Here is a 15,469-nt window from a genome sequence, read left to right on the forward strand (position 1 = left end):
GCCGGTTTAGCCGCGACGGGGCAGGGACGCCCCGTCGCGGCGGCCCGCGGAGCAATCCCGGAGTGAGGGAACACCGAGCCTAGGCGAGGTGCCGACAGGCGGGGCAGAGCGTTTTGGTTACTTTGCCGCTTTTGCAAAGTGACTCGCTGTAAGAGCGAAACCATAAGCCGCCGTTACCTAAATAACGGATATGTACCCGGCCCAACCCCCAAATCTAGGCCACTTTTTCAGCCGCCTGACGCTCCCGCTCAGCCACCAACTGCCGAGTCAGCGGAATCAGCCGCTTGCCGTAGTCAATCGCATCATTAAGCGGATCAAACCCGCGAATCAAAAACGTCGTGATGCCCAAGTCGTAATAATCCAGCAACGCCTCGGCCACCTGGTCAGCCGTACCCACCAGCGACGTCGAATTCCCCTGAGCCCCCAGCAACCCCGCAATCCCGGTCCACAACCGCTTATCCAGCCGTGACCCCTGGGCCGCCGCCGCCAACAACCGACGCGACCCCTCATTCGGCGGTTCACGCCTCACAAACCCATTCTGCTCAGCCAACGCCGTCGCCTGCTCCAGGATGCTGTCCGCACGCTCCCACGCCAGCGCCTCGGTCTCTGCCAGAATCGGCCGCAACGACAAACTGAAGCGAACCGTACGCCCATGCCTGGCCGCTTCAGCGCGCACCTGGGTAACCACTTCCTTCACCTGCTCGTAGGTCTCACCCCACAGTGCATACACATCCGCATGCTTGCCCGCCACCGCAATGGCCGCCGCCGAAGACCCGCCAAAATACAACGGAATATGCGGCTGCTGCGGCGACTTCACCGTGGAAAACGCACCCTCGTACTGATAGTAAGTGCCGTGATGGTCAAAGGGCTTTTCACTGGTCCATTCCTGCCGCACCACGCTCAAATATTCGTCGGTGCGCGCATAACGCTCGTCCTTGTCGATATGGCTGCCATCGGCCCGCAGTTCACGGTCGTCACCGCCGGTGATGATGTGCACGGCGGTGCGCCCGCCGTTGAACACATCCAGCGTCGCGAACTGCCGGGCGGCGAGGGTGGGTTGGGCAAAACCTGGTCGATGGGCAATCAGGAACTTCAGCGTACGGGTCACGCTGGCCGCATGGGCGGCGATCAACGTGCTGTCCGGGCTGTTGGAGTGGAAGGCCACCAGCGCACGGTCGAAGCCGGCCTCTTCGTGGGCGCGGGCCACGGTTTCCACGTAGTCGGGTTGCAAGGTCGGGCCGCTGCGAGGGTGGATCTCGGAGGCGTGGTGGCCGCCGATATAGCCGATAAATTCGATGCTCATGGTCAGTCCTTGTTGAGGGCAGGAATAAAGCTGCTATCGAAAATAGGGGCCGCAACCGGGCCTGTAAAATGCCGATTGGTTCTATCCTAATTATAAAAATACAGAATCATATTTTTATATAGTTATCAGTAATGCGCATTTTAATCGCATTAGGTTATTCCCAAATAGAATTTCACTGAGGTTTTTTATGCGAATAGCATGAAACCGCAGCGGCGCTCCTGGCCGTGTTCTTGATGAGGAAGGAAGCCCGATGACTGAAAAGTCCCTTAACGCCAGTTCGTTTTCCGTCGACAAGGCCGAGGGTCAAGCCGGGGTTGCATCCCGCTTGATTCCGCGCTGGCTGCGCAACTGGCGCACCCCCGAGGTGTTGCTGCGGCTGGTCAGCCCGGTTGTGTTGTTGCTGCTGTGGGAGCTGGCCTCCGAGCTGGGTTTTATCCCGGCCCGGATCATTGCCGCACCGTCGCAGATTGGCGGCACCTTGTGGGCAATGATCGTCTCCGGCGAGCTGGGCAAGCACTTGCTGGTGTCCCTGCAACGGGCGCTGCTGGGGTTGAGCATCGGCGTGAGTATCGGGGTGGTGGCCGCGTTGATCACCGGCCTGTCCAAGCGCGGCGAGGTGATCCTCGACTCGCCGATGCAGATGCTGCGCACCATTCCGTCCCTGGCGCTGGTGCCGTTGTTCATCCTCTGGTTCGGCATCGGTGAGTTCACCAAGATCGCGCTGATCGTCACCGGCACCACCTTTCCCGTTTACCTCAATCTGTTCGCCGGCATCCGCAACATCGACCCCAAATTGATCGAGGCCGCCAACACCCTGGGCCTCAACCGTCGCGAGCTGATCTGGCATGTGATCCTGCCGGGCTCGCTGCCGTCGTTTTTTGTCGGCTTGCGTTATTCCCTGGGCATCTCGTGGCTGGCCCTGGTGTTCGTCGAGCAGATCAACACCACCGCCGGCATCGGCTACCTGGCCAGTGATGCACGGGACTTCATGCGCACCGACGTGATCGTGATCTGCCTGCTGATCTACAGCGTGCTGGGCCTGCTGATCGATGGCCTGATCCGCACCCTGGAGCGTTTTGCCCTGGCCTGGCGCCCATCGTTTGTGAGGAACTGACATGTCGATTCTCGAAGCTTCAGTAGCACCGGTGCAGTTGCGTAATGTGGTGCGCCAGTTCGGCCAGCAACGGGTCATCGATGGCCTGGACCTGGACATCGCTCCCGGGGAGTTTGTCGCATTGCTGGGCGCCAGCGGTTCCGGCAAGACCACCTTGCTGCGCAGCCTCGCGGGCCTGGACAGTATCGACAGCGGCCAGCTGCGCGTGCCCAAGGCCCGGGCCGCAGTGTTTCAGGAGCCGCGCCTGATGCCCTGGAAGCGCGCCTGGAAAAACGTGATCCTCGGCCTGCGGGTGCCCGACGCCAAGGCCCGTGCCGTGCAAGCTTTGACCGAAGTCGGGCTGGCCCATCGGCTGGAGGCTTATCCCGCCACCCTGTCCGGCGGCGAAGCCCAGCGCGTGGCATTGGCCCGCGGCCTGGTGCGCGAGCCCAAGCTGCTGTTGCTGGATGAACCCTTCGCCGCCCTGGATGCGCTGACCCGCATCAAGATGCATCGCCTGATCATCGAGCTCTGGCGCAAGCACACGCCGGCCGTGTTGCTGGTGACCCATGATGTCGACGAGGCGATCCTGCTGGCCGACCGCGTGATCGTGCTGGCGGATGGCAAGATTGCCGAACAACTGAGCATCGATCTGCCGCGTGCACGGGATACTGGCCAGGACGGGTTCCAGGCGATTCGTGCGCGCTTGCTCAGCCTGCTCGGGGTGGAAGTGGACGCCCCGGCGGCACAGCCCGCAAACGCCAGCGTACGGCGGTTTGCCCATGGTTGAGCTCAGGGCGGTTCTGCTGTTGGCAGCGGCGTTATTGATGGGCGGCTGCGAAAAGGCCGCCGAAGCCCCGAAGTCTTCTTCGGATTTGTCCGGCGTGACCTTGATCCTCGGTGACCAGGCCAAGGGCTTGCGCACGGTGGTGGAGGCCTCTCACGCCCTGGACGGCATCGACTACAAGGTTCAGTGGGCCAACTTCCAGGGCGCCGCGCCGCTGTTCGAAGCCTTGCGCGCCGGTGCCGTGGACCTCGGCCCGGCGGGGGATACGCCGGTGCTGGCGGCGGCCACGGGAGGCACGCCATTGCGTATCGTCGCCGTGCGTCGTAGCCAGGCGCGCAGTATTGCGATCCTGGTGCCGCCCGATTCACCGATCCACAGCGTGGCAGACCTGAAAGGCCGCAATGTGGTGGTCTCGTCCGCCCGTGGCAGCATCTCCCAGTACCTGTTGATCCGCGCCCTGGAGAATGCCGGCGTGGATGAGAAGGACGTCAACGTCGGCTTCGTGCTGCCCACCGATGCATTGCCCGCGTTCAACGCCGGCAAGATCGAAGCCTGGGCCACCTTCGGGGTGTACCAGGCATTCGCCGAGCAGAAGGGCGCGCGCGTGCTGATCAGCGGGGAGGGCATCAACACCGGCCTGACCTTTATCACCGCCTCCGACGAAGTGCTCACCGACCCGCTCAAGCGCAAGGCGTTGGGTGACGTCTTGCAGCGTTTCGCCAAGGCCTTCGAGTGGGCGCAGCAGAACCCCGAGGAATACGCGCGGGTGTTTGCCAAGGTCAACGATATCCCGCTGGAGGTTTCACAGTTGCTGCGCAAATGGGGTGATGAGTCGCTGTTGCCGGTCGAGGAACGCGACGTGCAGGCGTTGCAGCAGGTGGATGATTTGTTTGTGGAAAAGAAGATTTTCCCGCACCGGGTAGAGGTGCAGGCATTGACCGATACCGAGGTTTTTTCGCCGCAATCGTTGGCTGCCGCGCCCTGAAGTCGTTGTGTTTTGCCCGGGTCTGAGGTCTCATGGGCCCGGGAAAACTCGCAAGTAGGGAACAGCACGTGATACGGGAAGAACTTGCGCAGTATGGCGGTATCACCGTCATGATTCCGGCCGCCGTGGTGATCGCCGTCTGGCTCTGGTATTCCCGGCCCCAGGCGGTCAAGTGGTGGCTGATGACAATCGCCTGCACCTATTCCATCGTGGCGTTCAGCAAATTGCTGTTCAAGGGCTGGGGCGTGGCGCTGCATCAGCTGGATATTGCCGTGCTCAGCGGTCACGCGATGAATACCTCGCTGATGGTCCCGGTGGCGATGAGCCTGGTGGCGCGACGGATCAATCCCGATTGGCGCTGGCCGGCGGCTATCGCCGGGATGTTGATTACCGGCTGGTTCAGTGCTTATTGCGTGGCACCCTATATTCATCCGCTCAACGAGGCGCTGGCCGGTGGCTTCCTGGGCGGGATGGCGGCGCTGGCGTTTCTATGGCGCCTTGAGGTGGTGGAGGTGCGGGTTTCCCCATCCTTGATCGGTGGGGGAATGGTGATTCTGTTGTTAAGTGCCATGGCGCCCAAGTACAACGCCGAGAAGCTGCTCAATCATGTGGCCGTCGCCGTTTCAGGGGCCGACGAGGCCCATCAGGAGCCTTCCTGGCGGGCCGCTCCCACCCTGTTGAACGCCGAGTAAGTGGCCAGGTCCACGGCCATGTTGCTTTCCACCAGCAGCCCCAGCAGCACCGTCTGTGAATTGAAGCGCCGGGCATCGCCACGGCGCTGGGCGCGCCTCATTTGCTTGAACAGCGTGTCGGTAATGTCCAGCGGCGAGTTGCCTCGCAAATGATCCAGCCAGCGGGACATGACCTGGGTGTTGCGCGCATATTGCTCCGCCGGCAGGTGCTCGTTGGGCGCCAGGCCCGCGAACCCTTCAAACGCGGTGGTTAGCCCTTTCAGGGCATAGGCGCGTTTCAAATCCCCATAGATGCTCATGGCCGCTCCTCGGTGCAGGAAATATTGGCCAGCAATTCGGCTGTCTTGGTTTGCATCAGGTGGCTGTCGCCGCGGCTTTCCACGCACAGGCAAACGGACAGGGGATTGCTGACCTGCAACTTGAAGCGCCAGTCGGCAAAGACCATTGAAAGCCCCGAGCAGGATTCGTCGCTGTCCAGCGAGTTGCCGGCGTACAACACCTGCATGCGTTCTACAACGGTGGTTGAACTATTTACCTTGACGTGAATGTTTCCCGAAGAAGGAAACAGGCCGATACGCTCTACCAATAGCTTTGAACTTTTCATGGCTGTTCCTCGCTGTTTATTCAGGTATTACTCTATTCTGAAGAGGCGAAAAAGTAAGGCGATGTTATTTTTAGTCTGTTAACAAGTTGATTGTTATTTTTAGTCTGGGATTGCTTATATCAATAAGTTGCCTGAACTCGACTGACGTCCGTCAACGGCAGGCTGATGCGCTGTTCCCGTTGCAGGAAGTTCATCAGCAACACCACACGCTCCTCGCCGTCCATTGCCAGGAAGACCGCCTCCAGCTCGGCAAACGGGCCTTCATGGATGCGCACGCTTTCCCCCGGCTTCAACAGGGCGGCCACCACGGCCTGGTGGTCGCGTTCCTGGAGTTCGTCCACCAGGGCATCGCTGATGGGCAGCGGGTGTGCGCCAAAGCCCACAACCCGCGACACACCGCGGGTCGAACGCAGGGAGCTCCAGCTGTCCTGCAGGCTCATCTGAATAAACAGGTAGCCGGGAAACAGTGATTCGCGGGTGGTCCTGCGCTGGCCCTTCAACAGCCGTTCGCGTTTATAGGTCGAGCGAAAGCAGGTATAGCCCTGGCGCTGCAGATGCTCTTCGGCGCGCTCGTCCTGCCGGGATTTGCACTGGACCAGGTACCAGGCCTTGTTGGCATTTGCGCTCATGGGGCGTCCCTCTGTCTATATAAAACGATAGTGCGTAGTTGGGTAATTTAAAGCCGATAAATGCTGCAAAGTCACGAATGTTATAAATTGTCTGGTTGTGCGTAGGGGTTGTTATTTTTCGTCCGGAGATAATTTTGGGGGAAATTAAAGTTCCGTGTTAATAAATACTGCCGTGAAGTTACTAGTTGTTTCATGGGTAATGGATGCCCCGGGGAATATCGCCTTGTTTAAAAGAGTGTTGATCGTCTGTATTGGCAATATTTGCCGTAGTCCCACCGCGGAAAGTCTTTTACGTGGCGCACTCGCGCGCTCCGACATCAAGGTCAGTTCTGCAGGTATTGCCGCATTGGTCGGCAAGCCGATTGAAACCACCGCACGTGCGGTACTCCAAGCTCATGGCCATCCCGCCGATGAGCACCAGGCCGTGCAGCTGGCGCCCCAGGCGATCAGCGAAGCCGACCTGATCCTCGTGATGGAGCGCCAGCACATCAGTGCGGTGCTCGGCATGGCTCCCGAGGCACGAGGCAAGGTCTTGCTGTTGGGGAAATGGCAAAACGAGCGAGAGATCAGCGACCCCTACCGTCAAGGGAAGGCCGCATTTGTGCACGCTTATGCGTTGATCGAAGAAGCCGTAAACGCATGGGCACAGCGGCTAGCACGTTGATCGCCACTACTTTTTGAATCGATATAAAGGCTAAGAATCCGACTTATGCAGCAAGCGCCAGCAGTCACCGCACGGGAAGACGAAAACGAGGAGATCGATCTCCTCGGTCTGTTTGGAACACTGATCGACCATAAATGGTTGATCGCCGCGGTTACCGGCGCGTTTATGGTGACCGGCGCCGCGTATGCGGTGCTGGCGACCCCGGTCTATCAGGCGAATGCCCTGTTGCAGGTCGAAGCGAAAAAGAACGACTTGCTGGGCTTCTCCGATATCGGCGGCATGCTGGGCAAAGAGTCGCCTTCGGCCACCGAGATCGAGCTGATCCAGTCGCGCTACGTGATTGGCAAAACCGTCGATAACCTGAAACTCGATATCGTCGTACAGCCGATGTATTTCCCGGTGGTGGGCGAGTTCCTGGCGCGCCGCTTTCAGAAGACCAACCCCGGTGTGATCGCCGAGCCCTTGCTGGGGCTGGACAGCTTTGCCTGGGGCGGCGAGTCGCTGAAGATCTTCAAGCTGGATTTGCCCGACGGGCAACTGGGCAAGAAGCTGACCCTGACCGTGGGTGAAAACGCTCAATTCACGCTGGTGGATGAGGACGACCAGGTCCTGGCTGCTGGCCACGCCGGGCAACTGATCGAGCAAAACGGCGTCGCCTTCCAGATTGAAGAGCTGCGCGCCAAACCCGGCACGCGTTTCCGGGTTATCCGTAATCCCCGCCTGAGCAGCATCCTCGACTACCAGGAGAACCTGGACGTGGTTGAGCGGGGCAAGGAGTCGGGCATGATCGGGCTGGCGCTGGAAAGCACCGACCCGGACCAGGCGATCAAGATCCTCAATCAGATCGCGGCCATCTACGTGCGGCAAAACGTGGAGCGCACCTCGGCTGAAGCGGCGCAAAGCCTGGCGTTTCTCAAGGAGCAACTGCCAGAGGTCAAGAAGGACCTGGAGAAAGCCGGCAAGGCCTTGAATGAATACCAGACCCGCAGCAAGTCGGTGGACATCACCCTCGAGACCAAGGCGATTCTCGACCAGATCGTGGGGCTCGACACCAGCATCTCCGAGCTGAAGTTGCAGCAGGCCGAGATGGACCGCAAGTTCACCCGCCAGCACCCGGCGTATCGCGCGTTGCTGACCCAGATCGGTGAGTTGACCAGCAAGCAGCAAAGCCTCGCAAGCCGGGTCGAAAGCCTGCCTTCCACCCAGCAGGAACTGCTGAGCCTGACCCGGGATGTGGAGGTGGGTACGGCGATTTATACCCAACTGCTGAACAAGTCCCAGGAGCTCGACGTGATGCGCGCCGGCACCGTGGGCAACGTACGCCTGATCGACACCGCCGACGTCAATTACCTCAAGCCGATCAAGCCGAAAAAGATCCTGATCGTGCTGATCGCGACCCTGCTGGGTGGCTTCCTGGCGGTGGCGCTGGTGCTGCTGCGCAAGGCGCTGAACCGCGGCCTGGAAAGCCCCGAAGCCATCGAGCAACTGGGCTTGCCGGTGTACGCGTCGATTCCCTACAGCTCTCTGCAAAAGGTTGAAGAAGACAAGATCACCCGCGCCCGTGGGCGTGCCGATGCCGGGTCTTCATTGCTCGCCATCAGTCACCCCACTGACCTGGCGGTGGAGGCCTTGCGCAGTTTGCGTACCAGCCTGCACTTCGCGATGCTCGAGGCGCCGAATAACCGGATCATGATTTCCGGCCCCAGCCCCGAGGTGGGTAAAACCTTCGTCTCGGTCAACCTGGCCGCGGTGATCGCGCAAACCGGGCAGCGCGTGTTGTTGATTGACGTGGATATGCGCCGCGGCTACCTGCACAAGGTGTTGGGTGTGTCCGCCAAGGGTGGCCTTTCCGATGTCCTCTCCAACCAATGCACGCTTGAAACCGCGATTCACAAAACCGGGATTGAAAACCTCGACCTCATCAGTCGCGGGCAGATACCGCCCAACCCGTCTGAATTGCTGATGCACCGCAACCTGACCGAACTGTTGTCGCAGGTCAGCGAGCGCTATGACCTGGTCATCCTGGATACACCGCCGCTGCTGGCCGTGACCGACGCGGCGATTGTGGGCAGGCAGTCGGGCACCAACCTGATCGTCACCCGCTACGGCCTGAACCCGGCCAAGGAGATCGAACACACCATCCGCCGGTTTGCCCAGAACGGCATTGTGCTGCGGGGCGCGATCTTCAACGGCGTGGAAAAGAAAGCCTCCGCCAAATATGGCTACGGCAACTACGGGTATTACCAGTACGAGTACCAGGCTGATCGAAGCTGATTCACCTCGTTACGCACCATCGTCCTACGCAGTATCAGCAGGATAGAAGCCCCGTTTTCAGGAAATGAACGAAAAATCCTGGGGCGGTAGCGTGCCAAATTCAAATCAGCCTGAAGAATAGCCAGCCATGTTTTACCTGTTATCCCTTGTCGCGCTGTCTGCGGGTTTGCTCGCGGCAAAAAGCCCGAAGTACTCCATTGTGCTGTTCGGGGTGATGCTGTCGGTGATTCCCACGGGCAACTCCTACAGCGAAATAATCTCCCTCAAGGGGATCTACTTCTTCGACTTTTATATCGTCGGCGGGCTGGGGGCGTTGCTGATCAGGCAGGTGCTCACGCAGAAGAGCCAACTGACCGCGCCGGGCGCGCTTCTCTTCGGCTGTGGCCTGTATGTGGTGCTGCTCGCCTGCGGTCTGCTGGAGTCTTCGAACAAGTACCTGCTGAAGGACGTTCGGCCTTTCATCATGATCCTGTCGTTTATCGTGCTGACGAATATCGCGACCCTCGCCGCGAAAACCCTGAAGCTGCAAACGGTGCTGAAGCTGTTGATTGCGATGACCGCTTTCAACGTGCTGGATATCGCCTGGCTGCGGTTGGGTTTGTACAAATTCCAGGACGTGTACTACGAAGAAAACGCCTATCGCTACCTGGATGGGGGTACGTACGCAGCGGTTGCCTACCTGATTTATTACTTCATCGACCCACGGCTGTTCGAGCAGCGCAAAAAGCTCGCACGCATCTGCCTGGCGACCTCGCTCATCTGTTTGTTTATCGCCAACTCGCGGTTCATTTTTGTGTCGGTGTTTGCGGCGATCATCATTCACCAATACCAAAAACCGGCGCGCATGATCGGTGTCGCCCTGGCGGGCGCGGTGGTGCTGATGGCGTTTATCGGCATCAGCACTATGATCGGGGCCGACCGAATCAATGACGGTTTGTCGTCTGAAGGCATGGCCGCGCAGCTGGCTACGCGCTTCAGCCCTGCGCTGGAGTTGATCCGGGGCATGAACCCCATGCACTACTTTGTGGGGTTGGGAGCCGGGACGCCGTTCGAGATTCCGTGGTTTGAATACCGTGGCCTGGATGACAAGAACTCGAATATCGACAGTGCCTACCTGACTTACTTTGTTAAGTACGGGCTGATCGGGCTGTACTTGTTGTACGTATTTGTCACCTCGATCACCCAGCACATGAACAGCCGGGTGGCCGTCTCAATCGGGATCTTCCTGGGCGTGATGTTCATCGTTTCGGCCACGCCGTATCAGCCCTACGCCATCGGCATCGCGTATGGCGCCATCGTCCTGCGGGTGTGTGCCGAACACGCCGCCAGGCAACGCAAAAAAATCCTCAGCCCGCGTCAGCCGCTGATAACCACGCCCTTGCAGGTGAATGCCGGATGAACAGCACACTGTTGAAAAAATTCGTGTCCAGTACGGCCTGGAGCTTCATCTCCGCCGTTGCCACGAAAGTGTCGGTGGTGATTACCGGGATATTGGTTGCGCGTGTATTGGGCGCGCAATCGTTTGGCGAGTACGGCCTGATCCAGAGCGCGATCGTGATGCTTGCCAACGTCGCCGCCCAGGCCACCACCACGGCGACGGCCAAGCATATTGGGCAGTTCAAGGACCTGAGCCCCGAGAAAACCGGCAAGGGCATCGCCCTGACGCTGGTTTTTTCGGTGTTGTTCAGTGCGCTGATCATCGGGACAGCGCTGTTTTTCCCGGATTTCTTCTCCAGCGTCATCCTGGGCACCGACAGCCTGAACGCCGCGTCGCTGATCGTGTTGTGCACCATCACCCTGATTATTTTGTCGGGTTGGACCCAAGGCTGCCTGACAGGCTGGGGGCAGTACCGCACGATTGCGACGATCAATGGAATCATCGCGATTGTCGCGATCCCGGCCACGTATTTCCTGACCGTGCAGTTCCGCTTGAACGGCGCGCTGTTGGGGTTGGCCGGTTCTCAGTTATTGATCGTATTTTTCAGCGCGTTGGCGTGCTGGAAAATCCTCAAGGCCAGGGGCACCACGCTGAGTTTCAAGGGCGCGATCACTGAAAAGCACGCGGTGCTGTCGGTGGGCCTGCCGGTGTTGTTGACGGGCTTGATGGTGGCCCCGATGAACTGGTTTGCGAACAAGCTGTTGGCGGAAGCCAGCAACGGCCTGGCTGCGCTCGGTATGTACGCCGCCGCCATGCAATGGAACGCGATCTTTTCCCATGTTTCCGTGGTATTGGGCTCGGTACTGGTGCCGATGCTGGCGGCCGCGCTGGGAAGCAAGAATCGCAAGTTGGACGCCTTGAACTTTCTGTCGGGCTGGTTAGTGGTGTTGGTCATTATCCAGCCGGTGATCATGTTTCCCGAGTTATTGGCGAAGCTCTACGGCAGTAGTTTCCTGGGGCGGGATTTTGAAGTGACGTTGACCCTGGTGATTCTTGGCTCGCTGCTCAGTGCGTTCAAGTCCGGCATTTCAAGAAAGATGATCGTGATGAACCTGGCCTGGTTCAGTGTCATGAGTAACGTGCTGTGGGGCCTGTTATTCATCGCCGGGGCGCTATGGCTTCGGGAGGAGGGCGCCGTCGGGATTGCCAAGGCATTTATCGGCTCCCAGTTCATCCACTTCCTGCTCGGCCTGCCGTATTTCGTCTACAAGAAAATACTCCCGCTGGAGTTGCTGGTTTCTCCCAGGATATTGATCTTGTGGACATTGCCTTTTGTCAGTTTTATCTCAAGTGCCTACGTTGAAAGTATGGTCTATCGCTTGATGATACTGGCGTTGATATTTATCTACATTCTCGCAACGACGTTTGCCTTGAATACCGTGTTTAACGACCCCGTGGAAAATGGAAGCCCAGCATGAATGTCAGCAAAGTATATATCCGGGGGGCATACGGTCCTGGTAATTTGGGTGATGACGTATTAATGCTATGCGTGATCAATATTCTGAAAAAACGCTTTAAGGAATCGGATATCGCCGTGGGTGTCGATCACCCGGAGATCGCCCGCAACTTCAACCCGCGTATCAAGTGGCTGCACATCAAGGAGCCGGTCAAGGCCGACCTGGTGGTGCTGGGTGGCGGGGGCCAGTTCTTCTCGTTCATCCCGCCGGCCAAAGCCGCCACCGCCCGTCAGGGCATCGTGGCGAAGCTGCACAAGAGCCTCAAGGCGCAAACCGACCTGAAGTCCACGCTTCTGCGTTTGTATGTCGGCCTGCGCGGCGGCGTCGACCGGATCTATTTCCACCAGCGTCTGGCGGCGTTCTGTATCGGCCTGGGCCCGTTTGATGGCGGTGGCAAGTTGCTGGACCGCGCCGTCAGCGTGATCAATCGCTGCGACTACATCTCCGTGCGGGACGGCACCAGCCAGCAGCATTGCAACACCTTCGGCAAGTCCGACGTCGAGGTGTACACCGACCCCAGCCTGCTTTCCGACTTGTGGATCTCCAGCAAGGACCTGGAAATCGGCAGCCTCAAGAAGGGCAAGTACCTGTCCTTTATCCTGCGGGACTGGCCCCACGACGCGAACGGGCAGCAGTTCATCAAGGCGATGGTGCAGGCGGCTGATCAACTGGCCAGGCGCGGCGAGCAGGTGCGCCTGGTCTCGCTCTACAAAGAGCGTGACCAGCACCTGATCGACAAGTACGACCAGTTCGAATGGCTGTGCTGGGACGCTGCCGGCGAAACCCCTGAAACCTTCATGGCGAAACTGATCATCGAGTCCGACGTGATCATCAGCGCCCGTGCACACGGCGTGTTGCTGCCGGCGTCCCTGGGCTTTCCGACCATCGCGGTCGAGATCGAAAACAAGCTGAAAAAGGTCCATGAAATGCTGCCCCGCGGCACCAGGCTCGTCAGCACCCCGGACCCTGAGGTGATCCTCTCGACCATCGCTGAGTTCAGGCAATCCAAAGTGCAAATGGCCGAGCACCTAAAGCAGGAGATCGCCCAGCGTTCTGCCCTTGCACAAAAAGCGGTGGACGACTTTTTGAACTGGGTCGATGAAAAATAGAGTTGAGGGGCAACCGACGTGAACAAGACAACCTCGACGCTACTCACCTTGGCGTGCGCTCTGCAGATGGCTGCCAGCGGCGCATCGGAGCTGAACGACCGTTGCGAGCAACCCATCAAGAACATCTACCCGTCACTGCCGGATGTTTCGCAGATGATCGACGGGCCCCAGGCGCAGCGCAGCATAAAGGGCAGCGCCAATCTGACGAACAAGGCCTACAGCCAGAAGATCAAGGACATCGCCGTGCACTTTCCGGCCGGTTCCTACGACCCGGGCTCGATGGTGCGCCTGGGTTTGCCTTACGGGGGCATTGAATTCAAGTCGCCGCTCCCGCAGCCGGGCCGGGAATGCCTGGTGCTGACCTACGAGTTGAAGTTCGACAAGAATTTCAACTTCGTAAAAGGCGGGAAGCTGCCGGGCCTCTACGGGGGCACCGGCAATACGGGCGGGAAGATACCCAACGGCCATGACGGTTTTTCCACGCGCTACATCTGGAAAGAAAAGGGCGCCGGGGCCATTTATGCCTACCTGCCCACCAGTAAAACCTGGGGCACCGCCGTAGGCCTGGGTACGTGGATCTTTACCGTCGGGCAATGGCACACCCTTGAGCAACTCGTGAAGTTGAATACGCCGGGTAGGGCCGATGGGGTGATTTCCATCTGGTACGACAAAAAACTGGTGCACACCGAAACCGGGCTGACGTTCAGGGACACCCCGGACATCACCATTGATGGCCTGCTGTTTTCGACGTTCTTCGGCGGCAATAACCCCTCGTTCGCCACACCGGTGAGTACCAATATCCGCTTCCGCAATTTTGTGATGAGTTCCCAGCGCGTGACGGATACATCAGGGCAGGGCGACTAGATGAAGAACCTGAAACTGAATATCAAGAAGGCCGCCTTGGCCCTGTTCAACACGCTGCTCAGCCTGGCGCTGTTTTTCAACCTGCGGCGTTTTCTGCTGCGGGCAACCGGGTGCCGGGTGGGCGCCAATACCACGGTTCACCGCAAGGTGGTGTTGTTCTCGTTCGGCAACTGCTCGATCGGCAAAAACTGCACGATCAATTACGACTGCTACCTGGATAACCGTGCGGGCATCCGCATCGGCGACAACGTCAATATTTCCCATAACACCCGGATTTATACCCTGGGCCACGATATTGATGACCCGATGAGTTGCCTGGTGGGCAAGCCGGTGGTGATTGAAGACAACGCCTGGATCTTCCCCAATGTGATGGTGATGCCCGGCGTCACCATCGGCGAAGGCGCGGTGGTTTATCCAGGCAGTGTGGTGACGCGCAACGTTGAAGCCTATTCGATCGTGGGCGGCAACCCGGCCAAACCTATTCGCTCGCGAAATAAAAACATTCTGTACCGCGCCGACTTTCCTGTCTGGTTTGCCTTGTAAAGCACCCCGTGTGCCCACCCTTATTTATGCAGGATTCTTAAGTGAAATCATTAATGATTGCATGGATCGGCTATCAACGACGCGCCGATACCATGAAGCAATATTGGGCGTATGACATTCTGCATCTGCCCAACCGGTTCAAGAAGAAAGCGGCCCGGCCACTGGACTATTTGATCAAGTCTTTTAAAACCCTCAAGACGCTGTTGGTCGGCTCGCCTGAAGTGCTTTGGGTGCAGCTGCCGCCGAGCCCGGTCTTGCATATAGCACTGGCCTACAAGTATGTATTCAACCGGCGCCTGAAGATTATTGCCGACGCCCACAACAGCCTGTTGCGTAAACAATGGATCGGTTTTCCGGGAACCGTGTCGCTGCTGAACCGGATTGATGCGGTGGTCGTACATAACTTCAAGGTCAAGGAAGAGTTGACGGGCCTGGGGGTCAAGGACGCGAACATCTTTATCCTGGAAGACCTGCCGTGCGACTTTCCGGCGGCCCCCGCCAGTGAGCGCGAGAGGCCGTATGTGCTGTTCCCTTGCTCCTTTGATATCGATGAACCGATCGAGATCGTGATCAACGCCGCCCGGGAAATGCCGGCGGTCGACTTCCTCATCACCGGCAAGCATCAGGGCAAGCTTTGCGAGGAGCTCGTGGCCTCGCTGCCCGGGAACATCAAGCTGACCGGCTTCCTCAGCAAAGCGACTTTCGAGCAGTTGCTGTGCAACGCGAATGTGGTGCTCGGCCTCACCACCCGCGACAACGTGCAGTTGAGCGTGGCCAACGAAGCGGTCAGCGCCGGGCGGCCCATGGCCCTTTCGAACACCACGGTGCTGCGCTCGTTGTTTTCCGAGGCGGCGGTGTTTGTGGAGACGCTGGACCCGCTGTCCATCAAGGCCGGTGTTTCGCAGCTCATCGCCAATCAAGACACTTATAAAGAAAAGTCAGCCTTGCTCAAAGCCAAGCGAATTACCCGCTGGGAAGGGCAGGCGCAATTGTTAAGAACTGCCGCTGCTATTTAATGATGTCTATT

Annotated in this window: 16 protein-coding genes; 12 read left to right on the top strand and 4 right to left on the bottom strand. The window is 58.9% G+C overall.

The window, feature by feature from the left end; all coding sequences use genetic code 11:
* Window positions 1-214 precede the first annotated feature (214 nt).
* Window positions 215-1,303 (bottom strand): LLM class flavin-dependent oxidoreductase, encoded by a 1,089-nt coding sequence (locus tag HX875_RS27595; RefSeq protein WP_177047519.1) that lies wholly within the window; start codon window positions 1,301-1,303, stop codon window positions 215-217.
* A 250-nt stretch (window positions 1,304-1,553) separates the two neighbouring features.
* Here HX875_RS27595 and HX875_RS27600 point away from each other — a divergent pair, with 250 nt between their 5' ends.
* From HX875_RS27600 to HX875_RS27615, 4 genes are all read left to right on the top strand, one after another.
* On the top strand, window positions 1,554-2,417 hold the full coding sequence (locus HX875_RS27600) for an ABC transporter permease (protein WP_177047521.1): 864 nt from the start codon (window positions 1,554-1,556) through the stop codon (window positions 2,415-2,417).
* A 1-nt stretch (window position 2,418) separates the two neighbouring features.
* Complete coding sequence (locus HX875_RS27605) at window positions 2,419-3,186, top strand: ABC transporter ATP-binding protein (RefSeq protein ID WP_177047522.1); 768 nt, start codon at window positions 2,419-2,421, stop codon at window positions 3,184-3,186.
* Window positions 3,179-4,168 (top strand): ABC transporter substrate-binding protein, encoded by a 990-nt coding sequence (locus HX875_RS27610; RefSeq protein ID WP_177047524.1) that lies wholly within the window; start codon window positions 3,179-3,181, stop codon window positions 4,166-4,168. Before HX875_RS27605 ends, HX875_RS27610 begins: the two co-directional genes overlap by 8 nt.
* Window positions 4,169-4,236: 68 nt before the next feature.
* Window positions 4,237-4,860 carry a hypothetical protein gene (locus tag HX875_RS27615; protein WP_177047527.1) on the top strand — a complete coding sequence of 208 codons (624 nt, stop codon included), beginning with the start codon at window positions 4,237-4,239 and terminating at the stop codon, window positions 4,858-4,860.
* On the opposite strand, the gene HX875_RS27620 is transcribed toward HX875_RS27615, so the two are convergent.
* From HX875_RS27620 to rfaH, 3 genes are all read right to left on the bottom strand, one after another.
* Entirely contained in the window at window positions 4,812-5,159 is a 348-nt protein-coding gene (locus HX875_RS27620) for a hypothetical protein (protein ID WP_177047529.1), read from the bottom strand. The genes HX875_RS27615 and HX875_RS27620 overlap by 49 nt on opposite strands.
* Window positions 5,156-5,464 (bottom strand): phosphomannomutase, encoded by a 309-nt coding sequence (locus tag HX875_RS27625; protein ID WP_256348189.1) that lies wholly within the window; start codon window positions 5,462-5,464, stop codon window positions 5,156-5,158. The genes HX875_RS27620 and HX875_RS27625 overlap by 4 nt, the downstream gene beginning before the upstream one ends.
* Before the next feature lie 119 nt (window positions 5,465-5,583).
* On the bottom strand, window positions 5,584-6,093 hold the full coding sequence (gene rfaH, locus HX875_RS27630; RefSeq protein ID WP_177047531.1) for a transcription/translation regulatory transformer protein RfaH: 510 nt from the start codon (window positions 6,091-6,093) through the stop codon (window positions 5,584-5,586).
* A 223-nt stretch (window positions 6,094-6,316) separates the two neighbouring features.
* Here rfaH and HX875_RS27635 point away from each other — a divergent pair, with 223 nt between their 5' ends.
* The 8 genes from HX875_RS27635 (at window position 6,317) to HX875_RS27670 (ending at window position 15,458) form a co-directional block, all read left to right on the top strand.
* The gene (locus HX875_RS27635) at window positions 6,317-6,757 is read left to right on the top strand and encodes a low molecular weight protein-tyrosine-phosphatase (RefSeq protein ID WP_177047664.1); all 441 of its coding nucleotides are present in this window, start codon (window positions 6,317-6,319) and stop codon (window positions 6,755-6,757) included.
* Window positions 6,758-6,802: 45 nt separating this feature from the next.
* Window positions 6,803-9,031: a polysaccharide biosynthesis tyrosine autokinase gene (locus tag HX875_RS27640; RefSeq protein ID WP_177047533.1), complete on the top strand. Its 2,229-nt coding sequence runs from the start codon at window positions 6,803-6,805 to the stop codon at window positions 9,029-9,031.
* A gap of 127 nt (window positions 9,032-9,158) precedes the next feature.
* On the top strand, window positions 9,159-10,430 hold the full coding sequence (locus HX875_RS27645) for a DUF6369 family protein (RefSeq protein ID WP_177047535.1): 1,272 nt from the start codon (window positions 9,159-9,161) through the stop codon (window positions 10,428-10,430).
* Window positions 10,427-11,887 (top strand): oligosaccharide flippase family protein, encoded by a 1,461-nt coding sequence (locus HX875_RS27650; protein WP_177047543.1) that lies wholly within the window; start codon window positions 10,427-10,429, stop codon window positions 11,885-11,887. Before HX875_RS27645 ends, HX875_RS27650 begins: the two co-directional genes overlap by 4 nt.
* Window positions 11,884-13,035: a polysaccharide pyruvyl transferase family protein gene (locus HX875_RS27655; protein ID WP_177047545.1), complete on the top strand. Its 1,152-nt coding sequence runs from the start codon at window positions 11,884-11,886 to the stop codon at window positions 13,033-13,035. The genes HX875_RS27650 and HX875_RS27655 overlap by 4 nt, the downstream gene beginning before the upstream one ends.
* Window positions 13,036-13,053: 18 nt before the next feature.
* On the top strand, window positions 13,054-13,899 hold the full coding sequence (locus HX875_RS27660) for a polysaccharide lyase (RefSeq protein ID WP_256390356.1): 846 nt from the start codon (window positions 13,054-13,056) through the stop codon (window positions 13,897-13,899).
* Window positions 13,900-14,442 (top strand): acyltransferase, encoded by a 543-nt coding sequence (locus HX875_RS27665; protein WP_177047547.1) that lies wholly within the window; start codon window positions 13,900-13,902, stop codon window positions 14,440-14,442.
* 53 nt (window positions 14,443-14,495) lie between these two features.
* On the top strand, window positions 14,496-15,458 hold the full coding sequence (locus HX875_RS27670) for a glycosyltransferase family 1 protein (protein ID WP_177047667.1): 963 nt from the start codon (window positions 14,496-14,498) through the stop codon (window positions 15,456-15,458).
* Window positions 15,459-15,469 lie beyond the last annotated feature (11 nt).

It is taken from the genome of Pseudomonas yamanorum, assembly GCF_013386765.1.
Taxonomy (GTDB): Bacteria; Pseudomonadota; Gammaproteobacteria; order Pseudomonadales; family Pseudomonadaceae; genus Aquipseudomonas; species Aquipseudomonas yamanorum_A.

Coding starts and splice junctions, on each gene's coding strand:
- HX875_RS27595 (WP_177047519.1), bottom strand. CDS start 1,303: ATGAGCATCGAATTTATCGGCTATATCGGCGGCCACCACGCCTCCGAG.
- HX875_RS27600 (WP_177047521.1), top strand. CDS start 1,554: ATGACTGAAAAGTCCCTTAACGCCAGTTCGTTTTCCGTCGACAAGGCC.
- HX875_RS27605 (WP_177047522.1), top strand. CDS start 2,419: ATGTCGATTCTCGAAGCTTCAGTAGCACCGGTGCAGTTGCGTAATGTG.
- HX875_RS27610 (WP_177047524.1), top strand. CDS start 3,179: ATGGTTGAGCTCAGGGCGGTTCTGCTGTTGGCAGCGGCGTTATTGATG.
- HX875_RS27620 (WP_177047529.1), bottom strand. CDS start 5,159: ATGAGCATCTATGGGGATTTGAAACGCGCCTATGCCCTGAAAGGGCTA.
- HX875_RS27625 (WP_256348189.1), bottom strand. CDS start 5,464: ATGAAAAGTTCAAAGCTATTGGTAGAGCGTATCGGCCTGTTTCCTTCT.
- rfaH (WP_177047531.1), bottom strand. CDS start 6,093: ATGAGCGCAAATGCCAACAAGGCCTGGTACCTGGTCCAGTGCAAATCC.
- HX875_RS27640 (WP_177047533.1), top strand. CDS start 6,803: ATGCAGCAAGCGCCAGCAGTCACCGCACGGGAAGACGAAAACGAGGAG.
- HX875_RS27645 (WP_177047535.1), top strand. CDS start 9,159: ATGTTTTACCTGTTATCCCTTGTCGCGCTGTCTGCGGGTTTGCTCGCG.
- HX875_RS27650 (WP_177047543.1), top strand. CDS start 10,427: ATGAACAGCACACTGTTGAAAAAATTCGTGTCCAGTACGGCCTGGAGC.
- HX875_RS27655 (WP_177047545.1), top strand. CDS start 11,884: ATGAATGTCAGCAAAGTATATATCCGGGGGGCATACGGTCCTGGTAAT.
- HX875_RS27665 (WP_177047547.1), top strand. CDS start 13,900: ATGAAGAACCTGAAACTGAATATCAAGAAGGCCGCCTTGGCCCTGTTC.
- HX875_RS27670 (WP_177047667.1), top strand. CDS start 14,496: ATGATTGCATGGATCGGCTATCAACGACGCGCCGATACCATGAAGCAA.